A 16,888-nucleotide genomic window follows, 5' to 3' on the forward strand; every position below is an offset into this window, starting at 1 on the left:
CTCCCGAATGACAGCGCGACACCGATTGGCGTGCGATAACGTCATCGGTATGCGTTTCGGCATTCTCGGCCCACTGGCGGTTTGGGACACCGGTGGCCGTGAGGTCGCGGTGCCCGAGGTGAAGGTGCGCAAGCTGCTCGCGGTGTTGCTGGTGAACCGCGGTCGCCCGGTCTCCACCGACGAACTGGTCGAGGCGCTGTGGGACCGACGCCTGCCGCGCGACCCGGCCGCGGCGCTGCAGAACAAGGTGTGGCGCCTGCGCCGGACGATCGAGGACGCCGAGCCGGGGTCGGGTGACCTGGTGGTGTCCCAGCCGCCCGGGTACATGCTGCGCTCCGACGCCTGCGACATCGACGCCGACCAGTTCACCGCGCTGGCGACACGGGCGCACGAGGCCGCGCACCCCGGCAAGCGGGTCGCGCTCGCCGGTGACGCGCTGGCCCTGTGGCGCGGCCAGCCGCTGGCGGAGTTCGCCGACGACGAGTTCGCCCAGCCGACGCTCGCCCGCCTGAGCGAGCAGCACGTGGTCGCCATCGAGGACCAGGTCGAGGCACGCCTGGAGCTGGGCGAGCACGACCTGCTGGTCAGCGAGCTGTCCGTACTCGTCGACCGGTACCCGACGCGCGAGCGGCTCCGGGCGACGCAGATGCGCGCCCTGTACCGGGCCGGCCGCCAGCACGAGGCCCTGGCCAGCTACGACGACCTGCGCCGACTGCTGGCCGACGAGTTCGGCCTCGACCCGGGCGCCGACCTGACCGCCCTGCACCAGGCGATCCTCGAACAGGCGCCCGCGCTCGACGCCGCGCAGGCCGTGCCGCCGAACAACCTGCCGGTGCCGTTGACCGACCTGATCGGCCGCGAGCAGGCGATGGACGAGGTGTGCGAGCTGGTCGGGCAGGCCAGGCTCGTCACCCTCACCGGCACCGGCGGCGTCGGCAAGACCAGGCTCGCGCTGGCCACCGCGACGCAGCTCAACCGGCAGTTCCCGGACGGCACCTGGCTGGTGGAGCTGGCCGCCCTCGACCCGCCGGACGACCCGGACGCGGCGATGGCCGAGGTCGCCGGGCTCATCGCGGCCACCCTGGACATCCGCGACCACGCGGTGGCGGGCGTGCCGGTCACCGGCAGGCCGGTCACCCCGGCGACGCGGCTGGCGGCGGCCCTGCGGGGCAAGCGGCTGCTGCTCGTGCTGGACAACTGCGAACACCTCGTCCAGGCGGTCGCCGCGGTCGTCGGCGTCCTGCTCCAGACCGCGCCGCACATCCGGGTGCTCGCCACGAGCCAGGAGGCGATCGGGCTGCCCGGTGAGGTGAGCCGGGTGGTACCGCCGCTCGACCTGCCGGACACCTCCGCGGTGCCGGAGCCGGCGGAACTGGAACAAGTGGGTTCCGTGCGGTTGTTCATGGCCCGTGCGCGGGCCGCGCTACCGGGTTTCACCCTCGACCAGGACAACGCGAAAGCGATCGCGGTGCTGTGCAACCGGCTCGACGGGATCCCGCTCGCCCTGGAGCTCGCGGCGACCAGGGTGCGGTCGATCGGCGTGCACGACGTCGTGGCGCGGCTCGACGACCGCTTCCGCCTGCTGAACTCGGGCAACCGCAGCCCCGTGCCCAGGCAGCAGACGCTGCGCGCGATGATCGACTGGAGCTGGGACCTGCTGCCCGGGCCGGAGCGCGCGGTGCTGCGCCGCATCGCCGTGCACGCCGACGGTTGCACGCTCAAGGCGGTGGAGTCGGTGTGCGCGGGGCCGGACGTGCCGGTGGAGGAGGTCGCGAACCACCTCGGCCGCCTGGTCGACCGGTCGCTGGTGATGATGATCGAGGACGCGGGCGGCAGCCGCTACCGGCTGCTGGAGTCCGTGGCCGCGTACTGCCTGGAACGCCTCCACGAGGCGGGCGAGCGGGACGACGTCCGGCGGCGGCACAACCGGTACTACGCCGACCTGGTCGCACCGGCCACCGCCCTGCTCCGGGGTCACCCCCAGCGGGAGTGGCTGCGCCGGCTCGACGCGGAGAGCTCGAACCTGCGCACCGCGCTGGACGGCGCGGTGCAGGACGGGGACGCCGAACTGGCGTTGCGGCTGGTCAACTCCGCGGTCTGGTACTGGTTCCTGCGCGGTCGACTCGGCGAGGCGCGGCGCTCGCTCGACTTGGCGCTCGGGCTCGAAGGCGGTCCCGAGCAGGCGCGGGCGACGGCGACGGCCTGGCAGGTCGGGGTCGCGCTGCTCACCGGCGACTACCCGGCACCGCTGGAGCACCACTGCCGGGCGCTGCGGGCCGCGGAGACGATCGCGGACCCGGCCGAACGCGCGCGGAGCCTGTGGTTCCTCGGTTTCGCCCTGAGCGGCGCGGGTGAGCTGGCGGCGAGCGAGGAGCTGATCGAGCGGGTGCTGACCTCGTTCCGCGACCTCGGCGACGACTGGGGTGTCGCGGCGGCGTTGAGCACCCGGGCGATCCAGCGCCTGATCCGGGGCGACCTCGCGGGCCTGCAACGGGACGGCGAGCGCAGCGAGGCGTTGTTCCGCAGGCTGGGCGACCAGTGGGGGCGGTTGCAGACGCTGGCGCCGCTCGGCGCGCTGGCCGAGATCGTCGGCGACTACGACAAGGCCAACCGCCTGTACCAGGACGGGCTGCGGATGGCGGAGGAGATGGGCCTGTGGCTGGAGGCGGGTGAGCAGCTCACCGGCCTGGGCAACATCGCGATGCTGTCCGGTGACCACGCCGCCGCGCGCCAGTACCACGAGAAGGCGCTGCGGCTGTCCGTCGAGCACTCCAACCGCACCGGGGAGATCCACGCGACCATCGGCCTCGGGCTCGCGGCCCGCCGGGAGGGGCGCCTGGACGCCGCGGAGGCCTACCTGCGGCAGGTGTTCGACTGGCACCGCCAGGACGAGTCCGAGCCGGGTGCCTCGCTGATCCTGGCCGAACTGGGGTTCGTGGCCGAGCAGCGCGGCGACGTCGACTCGGCGCTCGACCTGCACCTGCGCGGTTTCCGGGCGGCCACCTCCAGCGGTGACCCGCGCGCGGTGGCGTTGAGCCTGGAAGGGCTGGCCGGCGCGAAGACCCTGACCGGGCAGCACGAACTGGCCGCGCACCTGCTCGGCGCGGCGGCCGAGGCGCGGGAGAAGGCGGGTGCCGCGCTGCCGGCCGGCGAGGCGGGTGACGTCGAGCGGATCTCCGCCCGGTGCCGCGAGACGCTCGGCGAGGACGGGTGCAGCACCGCGCTCGAACGGGGACGGCGGATGACGTTCGCGGAGGTGGCCGCGCTCGTCGCCGCCGACCACCCGGCCGTCGCTCTCGTCGCCGCCGATCACGTCGCCGATCACCCGGCCGCCGATCCCGCGGTGACCACCGGGTGACCGCACCCGTCACGCCGGTGACGGTCGGCGCACGCGTGCAGGACGTGATTCGTCCGGACGCGTGAATTACCGTCCCATTACCGATCGCAGAACCCATCGCCGCAGCCCTGGGATATGACTGTCGAGGACGTCACGAAATCCGAGATCGGGAATGTCGTCAGCCACCAACCGGTCTGACCGCCCGGACGTCGACTCTCATACCGAGGAGTGCACATGGAGTTGTCGCGTCGCGGCTTTCTCAGCGGCGTGGTCGGCGGGGTCGCCGCCGGCGTGCTGGCCTCTTCACCGCAAGCGCACGGTGACGATTCGACGGAATCACGCGGTTATGACGCGATCGTGGTGGGCGCCGGCTTCGCCGGGGTCACGGCGGCCCGTGAACTCCGCGCCGCGGGCCTGCGGGTGCTCGTGCTGGAGGCGCGCCCGCGCGTGGGCGGCAAGGCGTTCAGCCAGACCTTCGCCGGGAAGACGATCGACCTCGGCGCCTCGTGGTTCTCGCCGCACCACCCGCTGGTGACCGCGGAACTGCGCCGTTACGGGATCGACCTCGTGCCGGAGGGCGTATTCCCGGAAAAGGTGCTGATGCCCACGGTCGACGGCGTCGCGCAGTTCGACCCGCAAACGGCGTTCGCCCACTTCGACCACCTGCTCGGGGTGTTCTTCGAAGGCACCCGGGACTACTACCCGGACCCCTACCGGCCGCTGGCCGCCGGTGAGGTGATCCGCAGGCTCGACCAGCTGACGCTGCGCGAACGACTGGACCAGCTGCCCGTGTCCGAGCAGGACAAGCTCTGGCTGAGCAACGTCACGTCGACCTACGCGGGCGGTGACAGCAGCCGCGGCGCGTTCACCCCGATGGCGCAGTGGTGGGCCGCGGCCGGGCACGACGCGGCCGGGTGGAACACGTTCATCGGGCAGGCGCCCGTGGGCGGTGTCGGCAACTTCCTGCAGCGGATGCTGGACGACGCGCGCGCCGAGGTCCGGCTCAGCAACCCCGTCACGAGGGTGGTCGACGCCGGTGACCACGTGCGGGTCACCACCCGCAGCGGACGGGTCTTCTCGGCGAAGACGGTGGTCGTGGCCGTGCCGCCGAACATCTGGAAGAAGATCGACTTCTCCCCCGGGCTGCCCGCGGTGCACGTCGACGCCGCCGCACGGCAGCTCAACGTCCCGTACAGCGCGAAGTTCTGGCTGCGCACCCGCGGTGACATCGGCTCCCTGTCCGCCAGCGCGGCCGAGGGCTACCCGGTCAACTCGCTGTTCACCTACCACCAGCTGGACGACGGCGACCAGCTGATGATCGGCTTCAGCCAGGACGACACGTTCAACGTCTACGACCGGGCACAGCTTCAGGAGGCCGTCAGCCTGTTCGGGCCGATCGAGGTGCTCGACGTCCGGGCGGTGGACTGGGGACGCGACGAGTTCTCCCTGGGCGGCTGGGCGTACCGGCGTCCCGGCCAGCTCTTCGCGCACCTGCCCGGGATCCAGCAGCCGCACGGGCGCATGACGTTCGCCAACGAAGGGCTCTCCACTTCGTGGGGCGGGTTCGTCGAGGGCGCGATCGAAAGCGGGTTCAGGGCCGCGGAACAGGCCCTCGACCGGGTGCGCGCGTAAGCACGAATCGACTCGCGGTTCCCCCCGGGGATGTGAGACATGTTCCAAGTGCTGCTCGGCCCGGACGGCGCGGGCAAATCCTCCGCCCTGGCGGAATTGCGGACGAGCCTGCCCCACTGGCGGGCGGTGTCCACGGATGACGAGTTCCTCGGCGCCGGGCACGCGCTGATCGGCCGGCTCCGGCGGCACGTCGTGCGCGACGTGCTGCCGGGGCTCGGCGACGCGTATTCCGCCGAATTCCTCGCCAGCGTCCTGCAAACCGCCGTCGTGCACCTGCGCGACGAGGTCCTGCGGGCCGGTGACACGCCGTTGTTGGTGGATTCCTACTACTACAAGATCCTCGCGAAGTGCCGCCTCGCCGGAATCGACGAACACCCGCTGTACGAGTGGTGGAGGTCTTTCCCGCAGCCCGGCGGAGTGATCTACCTCGACGTGTCACCGGAAACGGCGTGGCGGCGGTCGGGGCACGGCACGCGGTTGAACCCGCTCGAGCACTTCGGCGACCACCCGGGTTGGCCGGGGTTCGAGCGCTACCAGAAAGGTCTCGGGAAGTTGATGCTGGAGGAGGTGGGTCACCTGCCGGTGACCGTGATCGCCGAACAACCCGACGTGGCGCGGACCGCGGCGGCGGTGGCCGAGGTGCTCGACCGGTGACGGGCGACGAGAGCTGGGCTTCGCCGGGGCACGCCGACCGGTACCGCGCCAGGGTGCTCGCCGAGCGCGACCGGCTGGCCGCGGACCTCGACCACCTGGCCGCCCGGCAGCACGCGGTGCTCGCCGACTTCCTGGAGTTCAACGCGGGCACCGAGTTCGGGAGGCGGCACGGGTTCGACCGCATCGGCGACGTCGACGCCTACCGGCGGGCCGTGCCGGTCCAGGACTACCGGGCCATCGCGCCGATGATCGACCGCATGGCGGCCGGTGAGACCGGGGTGCTGTCCGCCGACCCGCCGGTCGTGTACTTCACCAGCAGCGGCAGCACCGGCGCGCACAAGAAGATCCCGGTCACCCGGCGGTTCATGCGCACCACCTTCTTCCCGTTCTACTACGCGGCCTGGGCGCCGTTGATCGAGAGCTTCCCGGACGTGGCGCACCGGCCGGACGCGGTGCTCAACCTCAAGCACGACCCGCTGTCCGCGCCGCCCGTCACGGCGGGCGGCTACCCGCACGTCGGCGCCAGCCAGGTCGACTTCGGCACGACGTTCGGCGAACCCCTCTCGGCGGAGCTCGGCACCGCGGCGCCCTGGTCCACCCTGCCGGTCGACGTCGCGCCGGACGACCACCTGGAGAAGACCTACCTGCGGCTGCGGCTGGCGGTGCAGCACGACGTGCGCGCCGTGATCGGCATCAACCCGGCGATGCTCGCGGCGGTCCCCTACCAGCTGAACCTGTGGTGGGAGCGGATCGTCAAGGAGGTGCGCGACGGCACGCTCGGCGGTGTCGCGCTCCTCGACCCGGATCCCGCGCGGGCCGCCGAACTGGAGCAGCTGGCCGACTACTTCGGCGCCGTGCGGCCGGCTCACGTGTGGCCTCGGATGCGGGCCCTGTTCGGCTGGACGACCGGGATCGCCTCGCTGTACCTGCCCGCGTTGCGCGAGGAGTTCGGCGTCGGCGTGGCGGCGCTGCCCGCGCCGGTGGCCGCCTCGGAAGGGCCGGTGGCGGTGCCGCTGGACCGGCACGGCGCCGCGGGAAGCCTGGTCGCGTCGGCCGCGCTGTACGAGTTCGTGCCCGCCGAGACCGACCTCGCACCGGACGTGGACACCCTGCTGCCGCACGAGCTGGAGCAGGGCCGGGAGTACCACGCGATCTTCAGCCACGTCGGTGGCCTGTACCGGTACGCGGTCGGCGACGTGGTGCGGGTCGTGGACATGGTCGGCGGTACGCCGCGCGTGGCGTACGCGGGCCGTGCCACGCGGTCCGACGTGGCCGGTGAGCGGTTGCGCGAGTCTCAGGTCGTCCGGGCGGTGGCCGCGGCGCTGGCGAGCGGGGGCCTCGGGCTGCGCAACGTGGCGTGCCGGGTGGACCGGGACGGTGCGACGCCGAGGTACCTGTTCGCGGTGGCGCCGGTCGGCTCGTGGCTGGAGGGCGAGGTCGGCCGCTTCGCGGACGCGCTCGACGCGGCCCTCGCCCGGGAGTCCGCCGGTTACCGGGCGGCACGGGCGGAGCGGCGCCTGTCCCCGCCCGCGGTGCGGCTGCTCGGGCCGGACGCCTTTCACCGCGACTGGCACGCGGCGGTGGCCGACGGCGTCCGCCCGACCCAGGTGAAGGACCGCCTGTTCTGGCAGGACGACGACCGCTGGCGGCGCCTGACCGGCCCGACCAGCGCCTGACGAGGGAGCGGACATGTCCGACCTGTTGAACTCGGTGGAGCGCACGGCGCTGCTGACCGCCGCCCTGCGCGCGGCCGAGACCCGCCGCCCGGACCGGCTCTACCAGGACCCGTACGCCGAACGGCTCGCCGGCGACATCGGCCCGGAGCTGCTGGCCGAGGTGCGGGCCGCGACGTTCCCGGTCGACCGGCAGCGCACGTTGCCCAGCACACCGGACTACAACGCCATCCGCACGCGGTTCTTCGACGACCTGCTGCGCGACGCCGCCGACAACGAGGGCACGACGCAGGTCGTGCTGGCACCGGCGGGCATGGACTCGCGGGCCTACCGGATGTCGTGGCCCGACCGGGTCCGCTACTTCGAGGTCGACCGGCCCGCCGTGCTCGACTTCAAGGCGGAGCGGCTGGCGGGCGTCGCGCCGAACGTCGACCACCGCACCGTCGCCGTCGACCTGACCGCGCCGGACTGGGAGGACGACCTGGTCGCCGCGGGCTACGACCCGTCCCGGCCGTCCACGTGGCTGCTCGAAGGCCTGCTCTACTACATCCCGGAGGCGGACGCGCGCCGCGTGCTGGCGCGCGTCGCCGCGATCACCGCGCCGGGCAGCCGCATCGCCGCCGACCTGGTCAACGCCGCCGCGCTGACCCTGCCGAACATGCGCGGCCTGCTGGACGTGTTCGCGGGCTGGGGCTGCCCGTGGCTGTTCGGCAGCGACGAGCCGGAGGCGTTGTTCGCCGAGCACGGTTTCGACGTGGTGGCGTCGCAGCCCGGTGAGCCGGGCGCGGACTTCGGCCGCTGGCCCGACCCCGTCCCGGCCCGCGAGGTGCGGGACGTGCGCCGGGTGTTCTTCATCGACGGGCGCCGGCGGTGAGCACGCCCGCGGTCGTCGTCGGTGGCAGCACCGCGGGTCTGGCCACCGCGCTGGCGCTGGCCCGGCGCGGCTGCCCGGTGCGGGTCCTGGAACGCGCCGCGCCGCCACCGCGTGGTCCGGTCGCCGAGGCCGTCGAGTGGTGGGGCCGGCCGACCGTGCCGCAGAGCGGTCACTCGCACGTGCTGACGTCGCTGGGTGTGCGGGTGCTGCGCCGGCACGCGCCCGACGTGCTCGACGCGGCGCTGGAGGAAGGCGCGGTGCTGCTCGACCTGGCCACGGCGGCGCCACCGGGCCCACCCGACCCGGCCGAGGACGAACTGGTCGCGCTCGCCGTGCGCCGCCCGGTGCTGGACCTGGTGCTCCGGCGTGCCGTCCAGGCCCTGCCCGCGGTGACGATCAGCTGGGGCACGACGGTCCGCGGGGTGGTGTCGGACTCCGCGGGCAGCCACGTGTCGGCGGTGGTGACCGACCGGGGCGAGCACGTGCCGGCGCGGTTCGTGGTGGACGCCACCGGCCGCAAGGCGCTGTCGCGGTCCTGGCTAGCCGACGCCGGTGTGGCGGTCCCCGAGGACGTGACCAGCCCGACCGGGATCCGGTGCTTCACCCGCTTCTACCGGTTGCGCGAGCCCGGGGCACTGCCCGGTCCGCTCAACCGGGGCAACGCGGCGGGCGGCATCTGGGACCACTACGCGGCGATCGTGCACCTGGCGGACGACGGCGTCTTCGCGATCACGGTCGGCACGCCGTCCGACGACCGCGCCACGGCCGTCCTGCGCCGACCCGAGGCGTTCACCACCGCGGCCCGGCTGACACCGCACGTGGCGGCGTGGGCGGCTGACGAGGTCGCGACACCGCTGACCCCGGTCCGGGTGATCGCGACACCGCCGAACGCGCTGCGCGGCACGCTCGCACCGGGCGGTCGGCCGGTGGGCGGGCTGTTCCCGGTCGGTGACGCCGCCTGCGTGACCGACCCGCTCTACGGGCGCGGCCTGTCGCTGGCCCTGCGGCACGCGTTCCTGCTCGCCGAGCTGCTCGACACCGACGCGGACCCCGACCAGGCCGAACGGGCCAGGAGCGCGGCCGAGAGCCTGTACCGGCCGTGGTTCGCGCAGTCGGTCTACGACGGTGCGGCACGGCGCGAGCTGTGGCGTGCCGCGGTCGAGGGCACGGCGCCGCGGGTGCCGCCACCACCGGCCGGACGGCCCGCGCTCGCCGCAGTCGCCCGTGCCGCGGCCACCGACCGGACCGCGTGGCGCGGGTTGACCCGGATGCTGATGAGCCTCGCCCCGCCCGAGGAGGTCTTCGACGACCCTGACTTCCGCGACCGGGTGCGGTCCGCCCCGGACTCCCCCGCCGGCGCCCGACCGCCGACCCGGGCGGAGCTGCTGTGGGCCCTCGGCGCCGCGGAGGCGGCATGACGGCGTCGCCCCGCCGGAAGGTGTTGCTGGCGCCGGTCACGGTCACCCCGGCCAAGCCGTTGACCCCGAGCCACCTCAAAGGTCTGCTGTGGACGGACGTGATGTTCCGGGCCACGGCGCGGCTGGCCGACGTGACCTACCGGTACAGCCACACCGCCTACCACCTGACCGAGCAGACGCTGGGCTTCTGGGAGTACCTCGACCGCACCCGCGGCGACGTCGACTACAGCGGGATGTCCGAAGAGGACGTCGGCGAGCTGTACGTGCGCTTCCGCGCCGAGGGCGGCACCCCGACCGCCGCGGCCCTGCGGCCCTACGCCGAGAGCGCCGAGGCGGGCTGGGTGCACCCCGCGAGCGAGCGCGTGCTGCGGCGGTGGCTGGACCACTACGCGGACCTGGGGCTGCACGAACCCGGCCTGCTCGCGCACCAGCCGCCCGAGCTGGGCCTGGAGGAGATGGTCGCGGCGCTGGTCGAGCGGGGTCTCGGCCTAGACCAGCGCGACGTCGGCGGCCCGGTGTTCCTCGACGCCACCCGGTTCGGCCTGCCGCTGCGGCAGATCGTCTCGCCGGACGGCCGGCCGAACTACCTGGCCTGCGCGCTGCGCGACCTGCTCCCGCTCGCGCCGCGCCACGACGAGGTCGTGCTGCTGTACGACAGCGAGCTGGACCCGGACTACCAGCTGCTGCAACGGGTGCTGGCCGACGACGGCACGGTGGTGCACCGCGTGCCGCTCGGCCGGGTGCCGATCGACGGGAAGATCACCTCGGCGCGGCACGGCGGCTGGCACGACCACACCGTGGGCACGATCCTGCGGTCGATCCGCGACACGCACGAACCGCGGGCACGCCACCTCGGCCTGCGGCTGTACTTCATCGCGGTGCTCGGGCCGGGGCAGCAGGAGTCCTGGCGGCACGACCTGCTGCACCGGTGCCTCGACCGGGCCGAACGGCTGCTGGCCCGCACCACGGCCGGTCACCGCGACGAGCCGGCCGGTGAGTCGACTCCCGACCTGGCCCGTGAGCTGGCCCGGCACCGCCGCGACCACACGCACGTCGACCCGTACCGGCTCACGTCCTCCCTGCTCGGCCGGCGAGCACCGGCCGGGGAACTGCTCACCGAGGTGTTCCTATGACACTCACACCCGAGCTCCTCCGCTCGGTCGCCGCCGCACGCCTGCGCGACACGCACCCGGAGCTGTCCGCGCACGTCGACTCGTCGACACCGCAGGCGCTGCGCGAACTGGCGCCGCGCGGTGACACCGTCGTGGTCACCGTGATCGGGCGGTTCTCGCTGCCGGACTGGGTGCGCGAGACGTGCCGGTTCGCGCTGTCCGTACCGGTGGAGCGCCGCGCGCCGTGGCTGCGGTCGTTCACCAGGACCGTCCACCTGTCCGGCCGACCGGACAACCTCCGCGACCGGTTCGCGTTCGACCACGTCGCGGCCGACGGTTCGGCGGCGTGGCTGGGTCCCGCCCCGGACGCGGACACCGCGACGTTGCGCAGGCTGCTCAAGACGTTCCGCGGCGGTCGGGAGCTGGGTGCCTGGTCTCCGGTCACCGTGGAGATACCCGGTGACGCGCCACGCCCGCCCGTCCACCGGGACCTGTACGTGGCGACCGCGAACGTGACCGTGGCCCGGACGTTGGTGCAGGTCAACCACCTGCTGGTCGAGTCGGTCCTGGACGGGCTGATCGGGCCGGGCGACCGGCTCACCCTGCGGGCGGTGCCCCGGCTGACCGGGCTGACGGTGCCGTTGGCCGCGTTGCGCGTCGACGCCGACAGCCACCGCCCGCACGAACTCCAGGCGTACGCCGCGTTGACCGAGGAGGCGTAAGTGGCCCGACCCGACCAGCGTGCCGCCGTTGTCGGCGTGCACGGTTCACGACACCTGGCCGAGCGCCTCATGGTCGCGGCGGGCCACGACCCGGGCGACTTCGAGTTCGGCCAGTACGACGTCACCGACCCGTTCCGCCTGCTCCGCGACGGCACGTTCGACCTCATGCTGATCAAGTACTCGCCGCGCGAGCCGGACATCGCCTACAGCCGACCGCTCATGTTCGACGGCCGCGCGGTGTTCGTCGGCGTGGACCACCCGTTGGCCGCCCTGGACAGCGTGTCGGTGGAGGACGTCGCCGACTACGACGCCTTCGAGCGCCCCGGCACCTTTCCGCCGGACGTGTGGGACGAGGTGGTTCCGCCGCACACCCCCTCGGGCGTGCCGATCCGCCGGGTCCACCCGATGACCACGATCGAGGCCATGGTGTCCATCCTCGCCACCACCAAGGCTGTCCACCTGTCGTTCCAGTCGCTCGACGCCGTGCTGCCGCGCGAGGTGCGGGTGGTGCCGGTGCGCGACCTCCCGGCCGCGCCCGTGCGGTTGGCGTTCCTGCGCGACCAGGCGCTGCGGCCGCAAGCGGCGGCCTTCGTCGCCGACGCGGAATCGGGCGTGACGCGGTGACCGCGGCCCGGCTGCCCGTCGTGCTGCTGCACGCGCTCGCGCTCGACTCCTCGATGTGGTCGGCGCAGGACCAAGCTCTGCGCGAACGCGGTCATCCGGTCATCGCGTTCGACCAACGCGGTTTCGGAGCCGCACCGCTCGGCGACGCACCACCCACCCTCGACGTGGTGGCCGACGACCTCGCCCGCGTGCTCGACGAACGGCGGGTCGAGCGCGCGGTCCTGGCCGGGTCGTCCATGGGCGGCTACGTGGCGATGGCGTTCCTGCGCCGCCACCCCGACCGGGTCGCGGGGGTGGCGTTGCTGTCCGCCCGCGCCACCGCCGACACCCCGGAGGCACGCGCGCAACGCCTGCGGTTCGCGGAACTGGTCGAGGACGAGGCGACGCGGTCGACGACCGTCGAGCACACCGTGCCCCACCTGGTGGGCGCGACCACGCGCAGGAACCGGCCCGACGTGGTGGCCGTGGTCCGGGCGTCCGCCCAGGGCGCCGACCCGAAGGCGTTGGCGTGGGCGCAGCGCGCGATCGCGGCACGCGAGGACGCCACCGAGACCTTGCGCGCCACCGCCGTTCCCGCCGTGGTGATCGCCGGTGCGGAAGACGAGCTGACCTCGCCGGAGGAGTCCCGGCACGTCGCCGAAGTGCTACCGCGCGGGCGCCTGGTCACCGTCGAGGGCGCCGGGCACCTGACACCGTTGGAGGCGCCCGCCGCCGTCACCCGGGCGTTGTGCGACCTCGTGGAAGAGATCGGAGCCACCGAGTCATGAACCTCGCCTCGTCGACGGGTCTGGCGTTCACCCACCGCACGATCGTCGACGCGCACTTCCGGGCGTGCGAGCCGACCTACCTGAATCTCTTGGAGCACAGCGGTTTGCGCCCCGGCTGGCACGTGCTCGACGCGGGCTGCGGTGCCGGGAACTTCCTGCCGCACCTGGTGTCGACGGTCGGCCCGGACGGCAAGGTGTCCGCGGTGGACCTCGCGGAGGAGCACGTGACGGCCGTCGCGGCGTCCTACCCGGTGGAGGTGCGCCAGGGCAGCGTGCTGGCGCTGCCGTACGACGACGACACGTTCGACGCCGTGTGGTGCGCGAACACCACGCAGTACCTGGACGACCGGGACCTGGCGACGGCGCTGGCCGAGTTCGCCCGCGTAGTCCGGCCCGGCGGGATCGTCGCGGTCAAGGACCTGGACGCGCACCTGATCACCGCGCGGCCGGGTGACCCGTTCCTGTTCACCGACTACTTCCGCGCCGCCGCCGAGGTCCCCGGCTACGCACGCCAACTGCTGCGGTCCCGCGACCTGTACCGGCACCTGCGGCGCGCGGGGCTCGTGGACGTGCGCCAGCGCACCGTCCTGATCGAACACCACGCCCCGTTGAGCGCCGCGGCACGGGAGTTCTACCCGGCGGCCTGCGCCCAGTTCGCGCCCAAGGCCCTGGAACTCGGCCTGAGCGCGCAGTGGCAGCGCTACCTCGACCCGGACGCCGACGACCACCCGCTCAACGGCCCGGACGGCTACATCTGCGAGGGCAACGTCCTGGCCGTCGGGCGGGTGCCCGGTGCCTCGCCGACCGTGCCCACCACCGGGTAACCGGTGGTTCACGACCACCTCGCACTCCGGCATTACCGCTTCGTTCCCGGCCGGTTCACGGCTTCTCGTTAGCCTGGCCCGGATCCGGTCGTTCACCTGCCCGCGGCGCAGGCCGAAAAGTCACGAGGGACGGCAATGGGAAACTCCGCCATCGAATTAGCCGAACCGACCATGCTCGACCTGCTGAGCCGTTACGGGTTGGACGTCGAATACGTGCGGTCGAGCGGCAACACGTTGTACGCCAGGCGACCCGAGGACGGTTCGGAACGGGTTGTGCTGGACTTCGCGGGCGGCTACGGCTCCGTGCTGCTCGGCCACAGCAACCCGGAACTGGTGGCGCTGGCGCGGGAGCTGCTGGAGCGGCAGACCCCGATCCACGCCCAGTTCTCCCGCCACCCCTACGCCAACGAGGTGGCCAAGCGGCTCAACGCGATCCTGCACCGCGAGTTCGACACCGACGAGCCGTACTACGCGGTGTTCGCCAACAGCGGCGCGGAGGCCATCGAGGCCGCCGTCAAGCACGCCGAGCTCGACCGCGTGCACAAGGTGCAAGAGGTGCTGAACGCGGTCGAGGAGGCGGTGGCGGCGGCCCGCGCGGCGGTCGAGGGCGGCGCCGTCGTCGCCGAGGAGGCACACCGCGCGCTCGGCCTGCCCACCGGCGACTTCGCCGCGCTGGCGGACGAGGTGAACCGGCTCAACGCCGAACGCGCCGCGCGTCCGCCGATCTTCCTGGCCCTGGAGAACGGCTTCCACGGCAAGCTCGTCGGCAGCGTCCAGCTCACCCACAACCCGGTCTACCGGATGCCGTTCGCCGCACTCGCCCGCCCGTCCCGGTTCGTGCCGCTCAACGAGGTCGGCGCGGTCCGGAAGGTGCTGGACGAGGAGCGGGTCCGGCTGCTCAAGCCGGTGGTCGTGGACGGCGCGGTGCACCTGGCCGAGCAGGAACTGCCCGTGGTGACCGGGTTCCTGCTGGAGCCGATCCAGGGTGAGGGCGGCATCCAGGAGGTGACCGCGGAGTTCGCCGCCGAGATCACGGCCGCGTGCGAGGAAGCGGGCGTGCCGGTGATCCTGGACGAGATCCAGTGCGGCATGGGCCGGACCGGCAGGTTCTTCGCCGGTTCGCGGATCGGGCTGCGCGGCGACTACTACGTGCTGTCCAAGAGCCTCGGCGGCGGCATCGCCAAGGCGGCCGTGATGTTGGTGCGGCAGAAGTTCTACCGCGGCGACTTCGAGCTGCTGCACAGCTCGACCTACGCCAAGGACAGCTTTTCGTGCACCATCGCGCTCAAGGTGCTCGACCTGCTGGAGGCGGACGGCGGACGCGCCTACCGCACCGCCGCCGAACGGGGCGAGAAGCTCGCCGCGATGCTGGAGTCGGTCCGCGCCGACCACCCCGACGTGGTCAAGGAGGTCCGCGGGCGCGGCCTGATGCTCGGCCTGGAGTTCCACGACCAGTCGGGGTCGGCGTCGGCGTCGACCGCCGGGCACGCCCAGAGCGGGATGCTCGGCTACGCGATCGGGGCCTACCTGCTGCGCGAGCACGACATCCGCGTCTTCCCCACCGCGAGCGCCACGAACACGTTGCGCTTCGAGCCGTCCATCCAGCTCACCGACGCGGAGATCGACCTGATGGAGGCCGGTCTGCGCGCGGTGGTCGCGGTGCTGCGCGACCCGTCCGGCCACCTGGCGTGACCGGGCGCGTCGCCGCTGTCGTCCGCCGCTAGGCGTGCTGTCGGCGCACCATCTCGTTGATCCAGGTGGGCGCGTACGGCGACGTGCAGTTCGGAGGCGTCGGGTAGTCCTTGAGCACCTCCAAGCGCTCACCGATGTCCAGGGCACGCGCGCGGAGCCCGGGGTGCTCGATCCCGATCTGGGCCAAGCAGTGGTTCATCGCCCACTGCAGACGATCCGGGGCGGTCTTCATCTCCGCCTCGACGACGTCGAGCAGGCCGTCGAGGTCGAGCCCCTCGGGCTTCTTGGCGACCCGGTCGGTCGTCAGCGCCCACCCGGCGCTCGCGACCACCGGGTCGGGGTCGGCGGACCACGCCACGCGCAGCTCTTCGACGTGCGGGCTCTTCTTCACCACGTAGTTCACCAGCCAGTCGTGCACCTTGGGTGCCCGCGCCTCGCGCAGCATGGTGTCCAGCTCGTCCCGTTCGAACGCCTTCGGGCGGCAGATCAGCAGCGCCAGCAGTCGTGCCGCCGTGTCACCGGTCCCCCACAGCTGCAGCGCCAGTTCCTGCTGCGTCTTCAACCGCTTCGCGATCGCGCGCAGCTTGCCGAGGTTCACACCGTGGTCGTCACCGTGCTTCTCGTTCACCGCGCGTGCTCTCGGGTCTTCGAGCGCGGCCAGTTCGGCCATCACCTCGGTCACCGCCACCTCGGCCTCCTCTCGGGTGGGGTCAGCGTACGAGGGAACCGGCCGGTGCGATTCGTCACGTGCCGGTCGCGCCGGTGCCGTGGATAGGCTGTCGACACATCTGCTGACCGCGTCGGGAGGGGCGTTTTGCCGTTCGTGAACACGGCCGAGGCCGTCCGGGCCTGGGTGTACGGCTGGACCGTTTCGCGAGGCGCCGCCGACCCCGTTCCGGAGCCTTGGGGCTACACCGTCGACGTCGGCCTGCCCGGGCACGTCATGCGCCACGTGCTGACCGACGCCGACGAGTCGGTCGTCCGCAAGATCACCGAGAACACCACCGCGCCCGGTGCGTGGCTGAAGACCTTCGTGCCGCCGGAGGCGCTCGAACCCCGGCTCGCACCCGGCTGGTCGCTCGCGGGCGGTCTCGGCTTCCTGATGACCGCGACCCTGCGCGCCGACGCCCCGGCCGAACCCGCCTCCGGCTACCTGCTGCGCACCTGGACCCGCGCCGGCGTCACCCGCGTCCTGGTCCGCACCACCACCGGCACCCTCGCCGCGCGCGGCCAAGTCGCCGTCACCGGCCCCACCGCCGTCGTCGACCAGATCGAGACCTACCCGGACCACCAGCGCCGAGGCCTGGGCCGCGTGGTGATGCGAACCCTGACCAACGCCGCCGCCGACGCGGGCGCAACGGCGGGCGTACTGGGCGCCACACCGGACGGTCGGGCGTTGTACGAGACGCTGGGCTGGCGTGAAGTGGCCCCGCTGACGGGCGCGATGCGCGACCCTCTCGACCGGTAACCCCGGCTCAGGGCTGGGCGTCGAGCCACTCCGCGACCGGGCCGCCCTCGGGGCGTTCCAGCGCGCGGTCCAGGGCGGCCCGGCGCTGGTC

General features: G+C 73.1%; 14 protein-coding genes. 13 read left to right on the forward strand and 1 reads right to left on the reverse strand.

Annotation, left to right across the window (positions count from 1 at the left end):
* The first annotated feature begins 49 nt into the window (after positions 1-49).
* The 12 genes from B0I31_RS37580 to B0I31_RS37635 all read left to right on the forward strand — a co-directional run bounded on the left by B0I31_RS37580 (position 50) and on the right by B0I31_RS37635 (position 15,329).
* Positions 50-3,358: an ATP-binding protein gene (locus B0I31_RS37580; protein ID WP_106620144.1), complete on the forward strand. Its 3,309-nt coding sequence runs from the start codon at positions 50-52 to the stop codon at positions 3,356-3,358.
* Between the two features lie 213 nt (positions 3,359-3,571).
* Positions 3,572-4,969 (forward strand): flavin monoamine oxidase family protein, encoded by a 1,398-nt coding sequence (locus tag B0I31_RS37585; protein WP_106620145.1) that lies wholly within the window; start codon positions 3,572-3,574, stop codon positions 4,967-4,969.
* Between the two features lie 39 nt (positions 4,970-5,008).
* Positions 5,009-5,623, forward strand: coding sequence for a hypothetical protein (locus tag B0I31_RS37590; RefSeq protein WP_106620146.1), 615 nt, complete (start codon positions 5,009-5,011; stop codon positions 5,621-5,623).
* Positions 5,620-7,299, forward strand: a complete 1,680-nt coding sequence (locus B0I31_RS37595; RefSeq protein WP_106620147.1) for a GH3 family acyl-acid amido synthetase — start codon at positions 5,620-5,622, stop codon at positions 7,297-7,299. The genes B0I31_RS37590 and B0I31_RS37595 overlap by 4 nt, the downstream gene beginning before the upstream one ends.
* Positions 7,300-7,312: 13 nt before the next feature.
* Positions 7,313-8,170 (forward strand): class I SAM-dependent methyltransferase, encoded by an 858-nt coding sequence (locus B0I31_RS37600; protein ID WP_106620148.1) that lies wholly within the window; start codon positions 7,313-7,315, stop codon positions 8,168-8,170.
* Complete coding sequence (locus B0I31_RS37605) at positions 8,167-9,588, forward strand: NAD(P)/FAD-dependent oxidoreductase (RefSeq protein WP_106620149.1); 1,422 nt, start codon at positions 8,167-8,169, stop codon at positions 9,586-9,588. The genes B0I31_RS37600 and B0I31_RS37605 overlap by 4 nt, the downstream gene beginning before the upstream one ends.
* Positions 9,585-10,721: a hypothetical protein gene (locus tag B0I31_RS37610; protein ID WP_106620177.1), complete on the forward strand. Its 1,137-nt coding sequence runs from the start codon at positions 9,585-9,587 to the stop codon at positions 10,719-10,721. Before B0I31_RS37605 ends, B0I31_RS37610 begins: the two co-directional genes overlap by 4 nt.
* Complete coding sequence (locus tag B0I31_RS37615) at positions 10,718-11,422, forward strand: DUF6182 family protein (protein ID WP_106620150.1); 705 nt, start codon at positions 10,718-10,720, stop codon at positions 11,420-11,422. The genes B0I31_RS37610 and B0I31_RS37615 overlap by 4 nt, the downstream gene beginning before the upstream one ends.
* Positions 11,423-12,046 carry a LysR substrate-binding domain-containing protein gene (locus B0I31_RS37620; protein ID WP_219910983.1) on the forward strand — a complete coding sequence of 208 codons (624 nt, stop codon included), beginning with the start codon at positions 11,423-11,425 and terminating at the stop codon, positions 12,044-12,046.
* On the forward strand, positions 12,043-12,813 hold the full coding sequence (locus tag B0I31_RS37625) for an alpha/beta fold hydrolase (RefSeq protein ID WP_106620151.1): 771 nt from the start codon (positions 12,043-12,045) through the stop codon (positions 12,811-12,813). The genes B0I31_RS37620 and B0I31_RS37625 overlap by 4 nt, the downstream gene beginning before the upstream one ends.
* Positions 12,810-13,637, forward strand: a complete 828-nt coding sequence (locus B0I31_RS37630; RefSeq protein WP_106620152.1) for a class I SAM-dependent methyltransferase — start codon at positions 12,810-12,812, stop codon at positions 13,635-13,637. The genes B0I31_RS37625 and B0I31_RS37630 overlap by 4 nt, the downstream gene beginning before the upstream one ends.
* Before the next feature lie 135 nt (positions 13,638-13,772).
* A complete protein-coding gene (locus B0I31_RS37635; RefSeq protein WP_106620153.1) occupies positions 13,773-15,329 on the forward strand; it encodes an aspartate aminotransferase family protein in 1,557 nt (518 codons plus the stop codon).
* A 28-nt stretch (positions 15,330-15,357) separates the two neighbouring features.
* On the opposite strand, the gene B0I31_RS37640 is transcribed toward B0I31_RS37635, so the two are convergent.
* Entirely contained in the window at positions 15,358-15,999 is a 642-nt protein-coding gene (locus tag B0I31_RS37640; protein ID WP_106620179.1) for a DNA alkylation repair protein, read from the reverse strand.
* A 153-nt stretch (positions 16,000-16,152) separates the two neighbouring features.
* Between B0I31_RS37640 and B0I31_RS37645 the strand changes: the two genes are divergently transcribed.
* Entirely contained in the window at positions 16,153-16,797 is a 645-nt protein-coding gene (locus B0I31_RS37645; RefSeq protein ID WP_245950730.1) for a GNAT family N-acetyltransferase, read from the forward strand.
* Positions 16,798-16,888: the final 91 nt, after the last annotated feature.

It is taken from the genome of Saccharothrix carnea, assembly GCF_003014735.1.
Taxonomy (GTDB): domain Bacteria; phylum Actinomycetota; class Actinomycetes; order Mycobacteriales; family Pseudonocardiaceae; genus Actinosynnema; species Actinosynnema carneum.

What these genes read in the sequence shown, in the direction of transcription:
- B0I31_RS37580 (WP_106620144.1), top strand. Translation starts at nt 50, where the DNA reads ATGCGTTTCGGCATTCTCGGCCCACTGGCGGTTTGGGACACCGGTGGC.
- B0I31_RS37585 (WP_106620145.1), top strand. Translation starts at nt 3,572, where the DNA reads ATGGAGTTGTCGCGTCGCGGCTTTCTCAGCGGCGTGGTCGGCGGGGTC.
- B0I31_RS37590 (WP_106620146.1), top strand. Translation starts at nt 5,009, where the DNA reads ATGTTCCAAGTGCTGCTCGGCCCGGACGGCGCGGGCAAATCCTCCGCC.
- B0I31_RS37600 (WP_106620148.1), top strand. Translation starts at nt 7,313, where the DNA reads ATGTCCGACCTGTTGAACTCGGTGGAGCGCACGGCGCTGCTGACCGCC.
- B0I31_RS37610 (WP_106620177.1), top strand. Translation starts at nt 9,585, where the DNA reads ATGACGGCGTCGCCCCGCCGGAAGGTGTTGCTGGCGCCGGTCACGGTC.
- B0I31_RS37615 (WP_106620150.1), top strand. Translation starts at nt 10,718, where the DNA reads ATGACACTCACACCCGAGCTCCTCCGCTCGGTCGCCGCCGCACGCCTG.
- B0I31_RS37630 (WP_106620152.1), top strand. Translation starts at nt 12,810, where the DNA reads ATGAACCTCGCCTCGTCGACGGGTCTGGCGTTCACCCACCGCACGATC.
- B0I31_RS37635 (WP_106620153.1), top strand. Translation starts at nt 13,773, where the DNA reads ATGGGAAACTCCGCCATCGAATTAGCCGAACCGACCATGCTCGACCTG.
- B0I31_RS37640 (WP_106620179.1), bottom strand. Translation starts at nt 15,999, where the DNA reads ATGGCCGAACTGGCCGCGCTCGAAGACCCGAGAGCACGCGCGGTGAAC.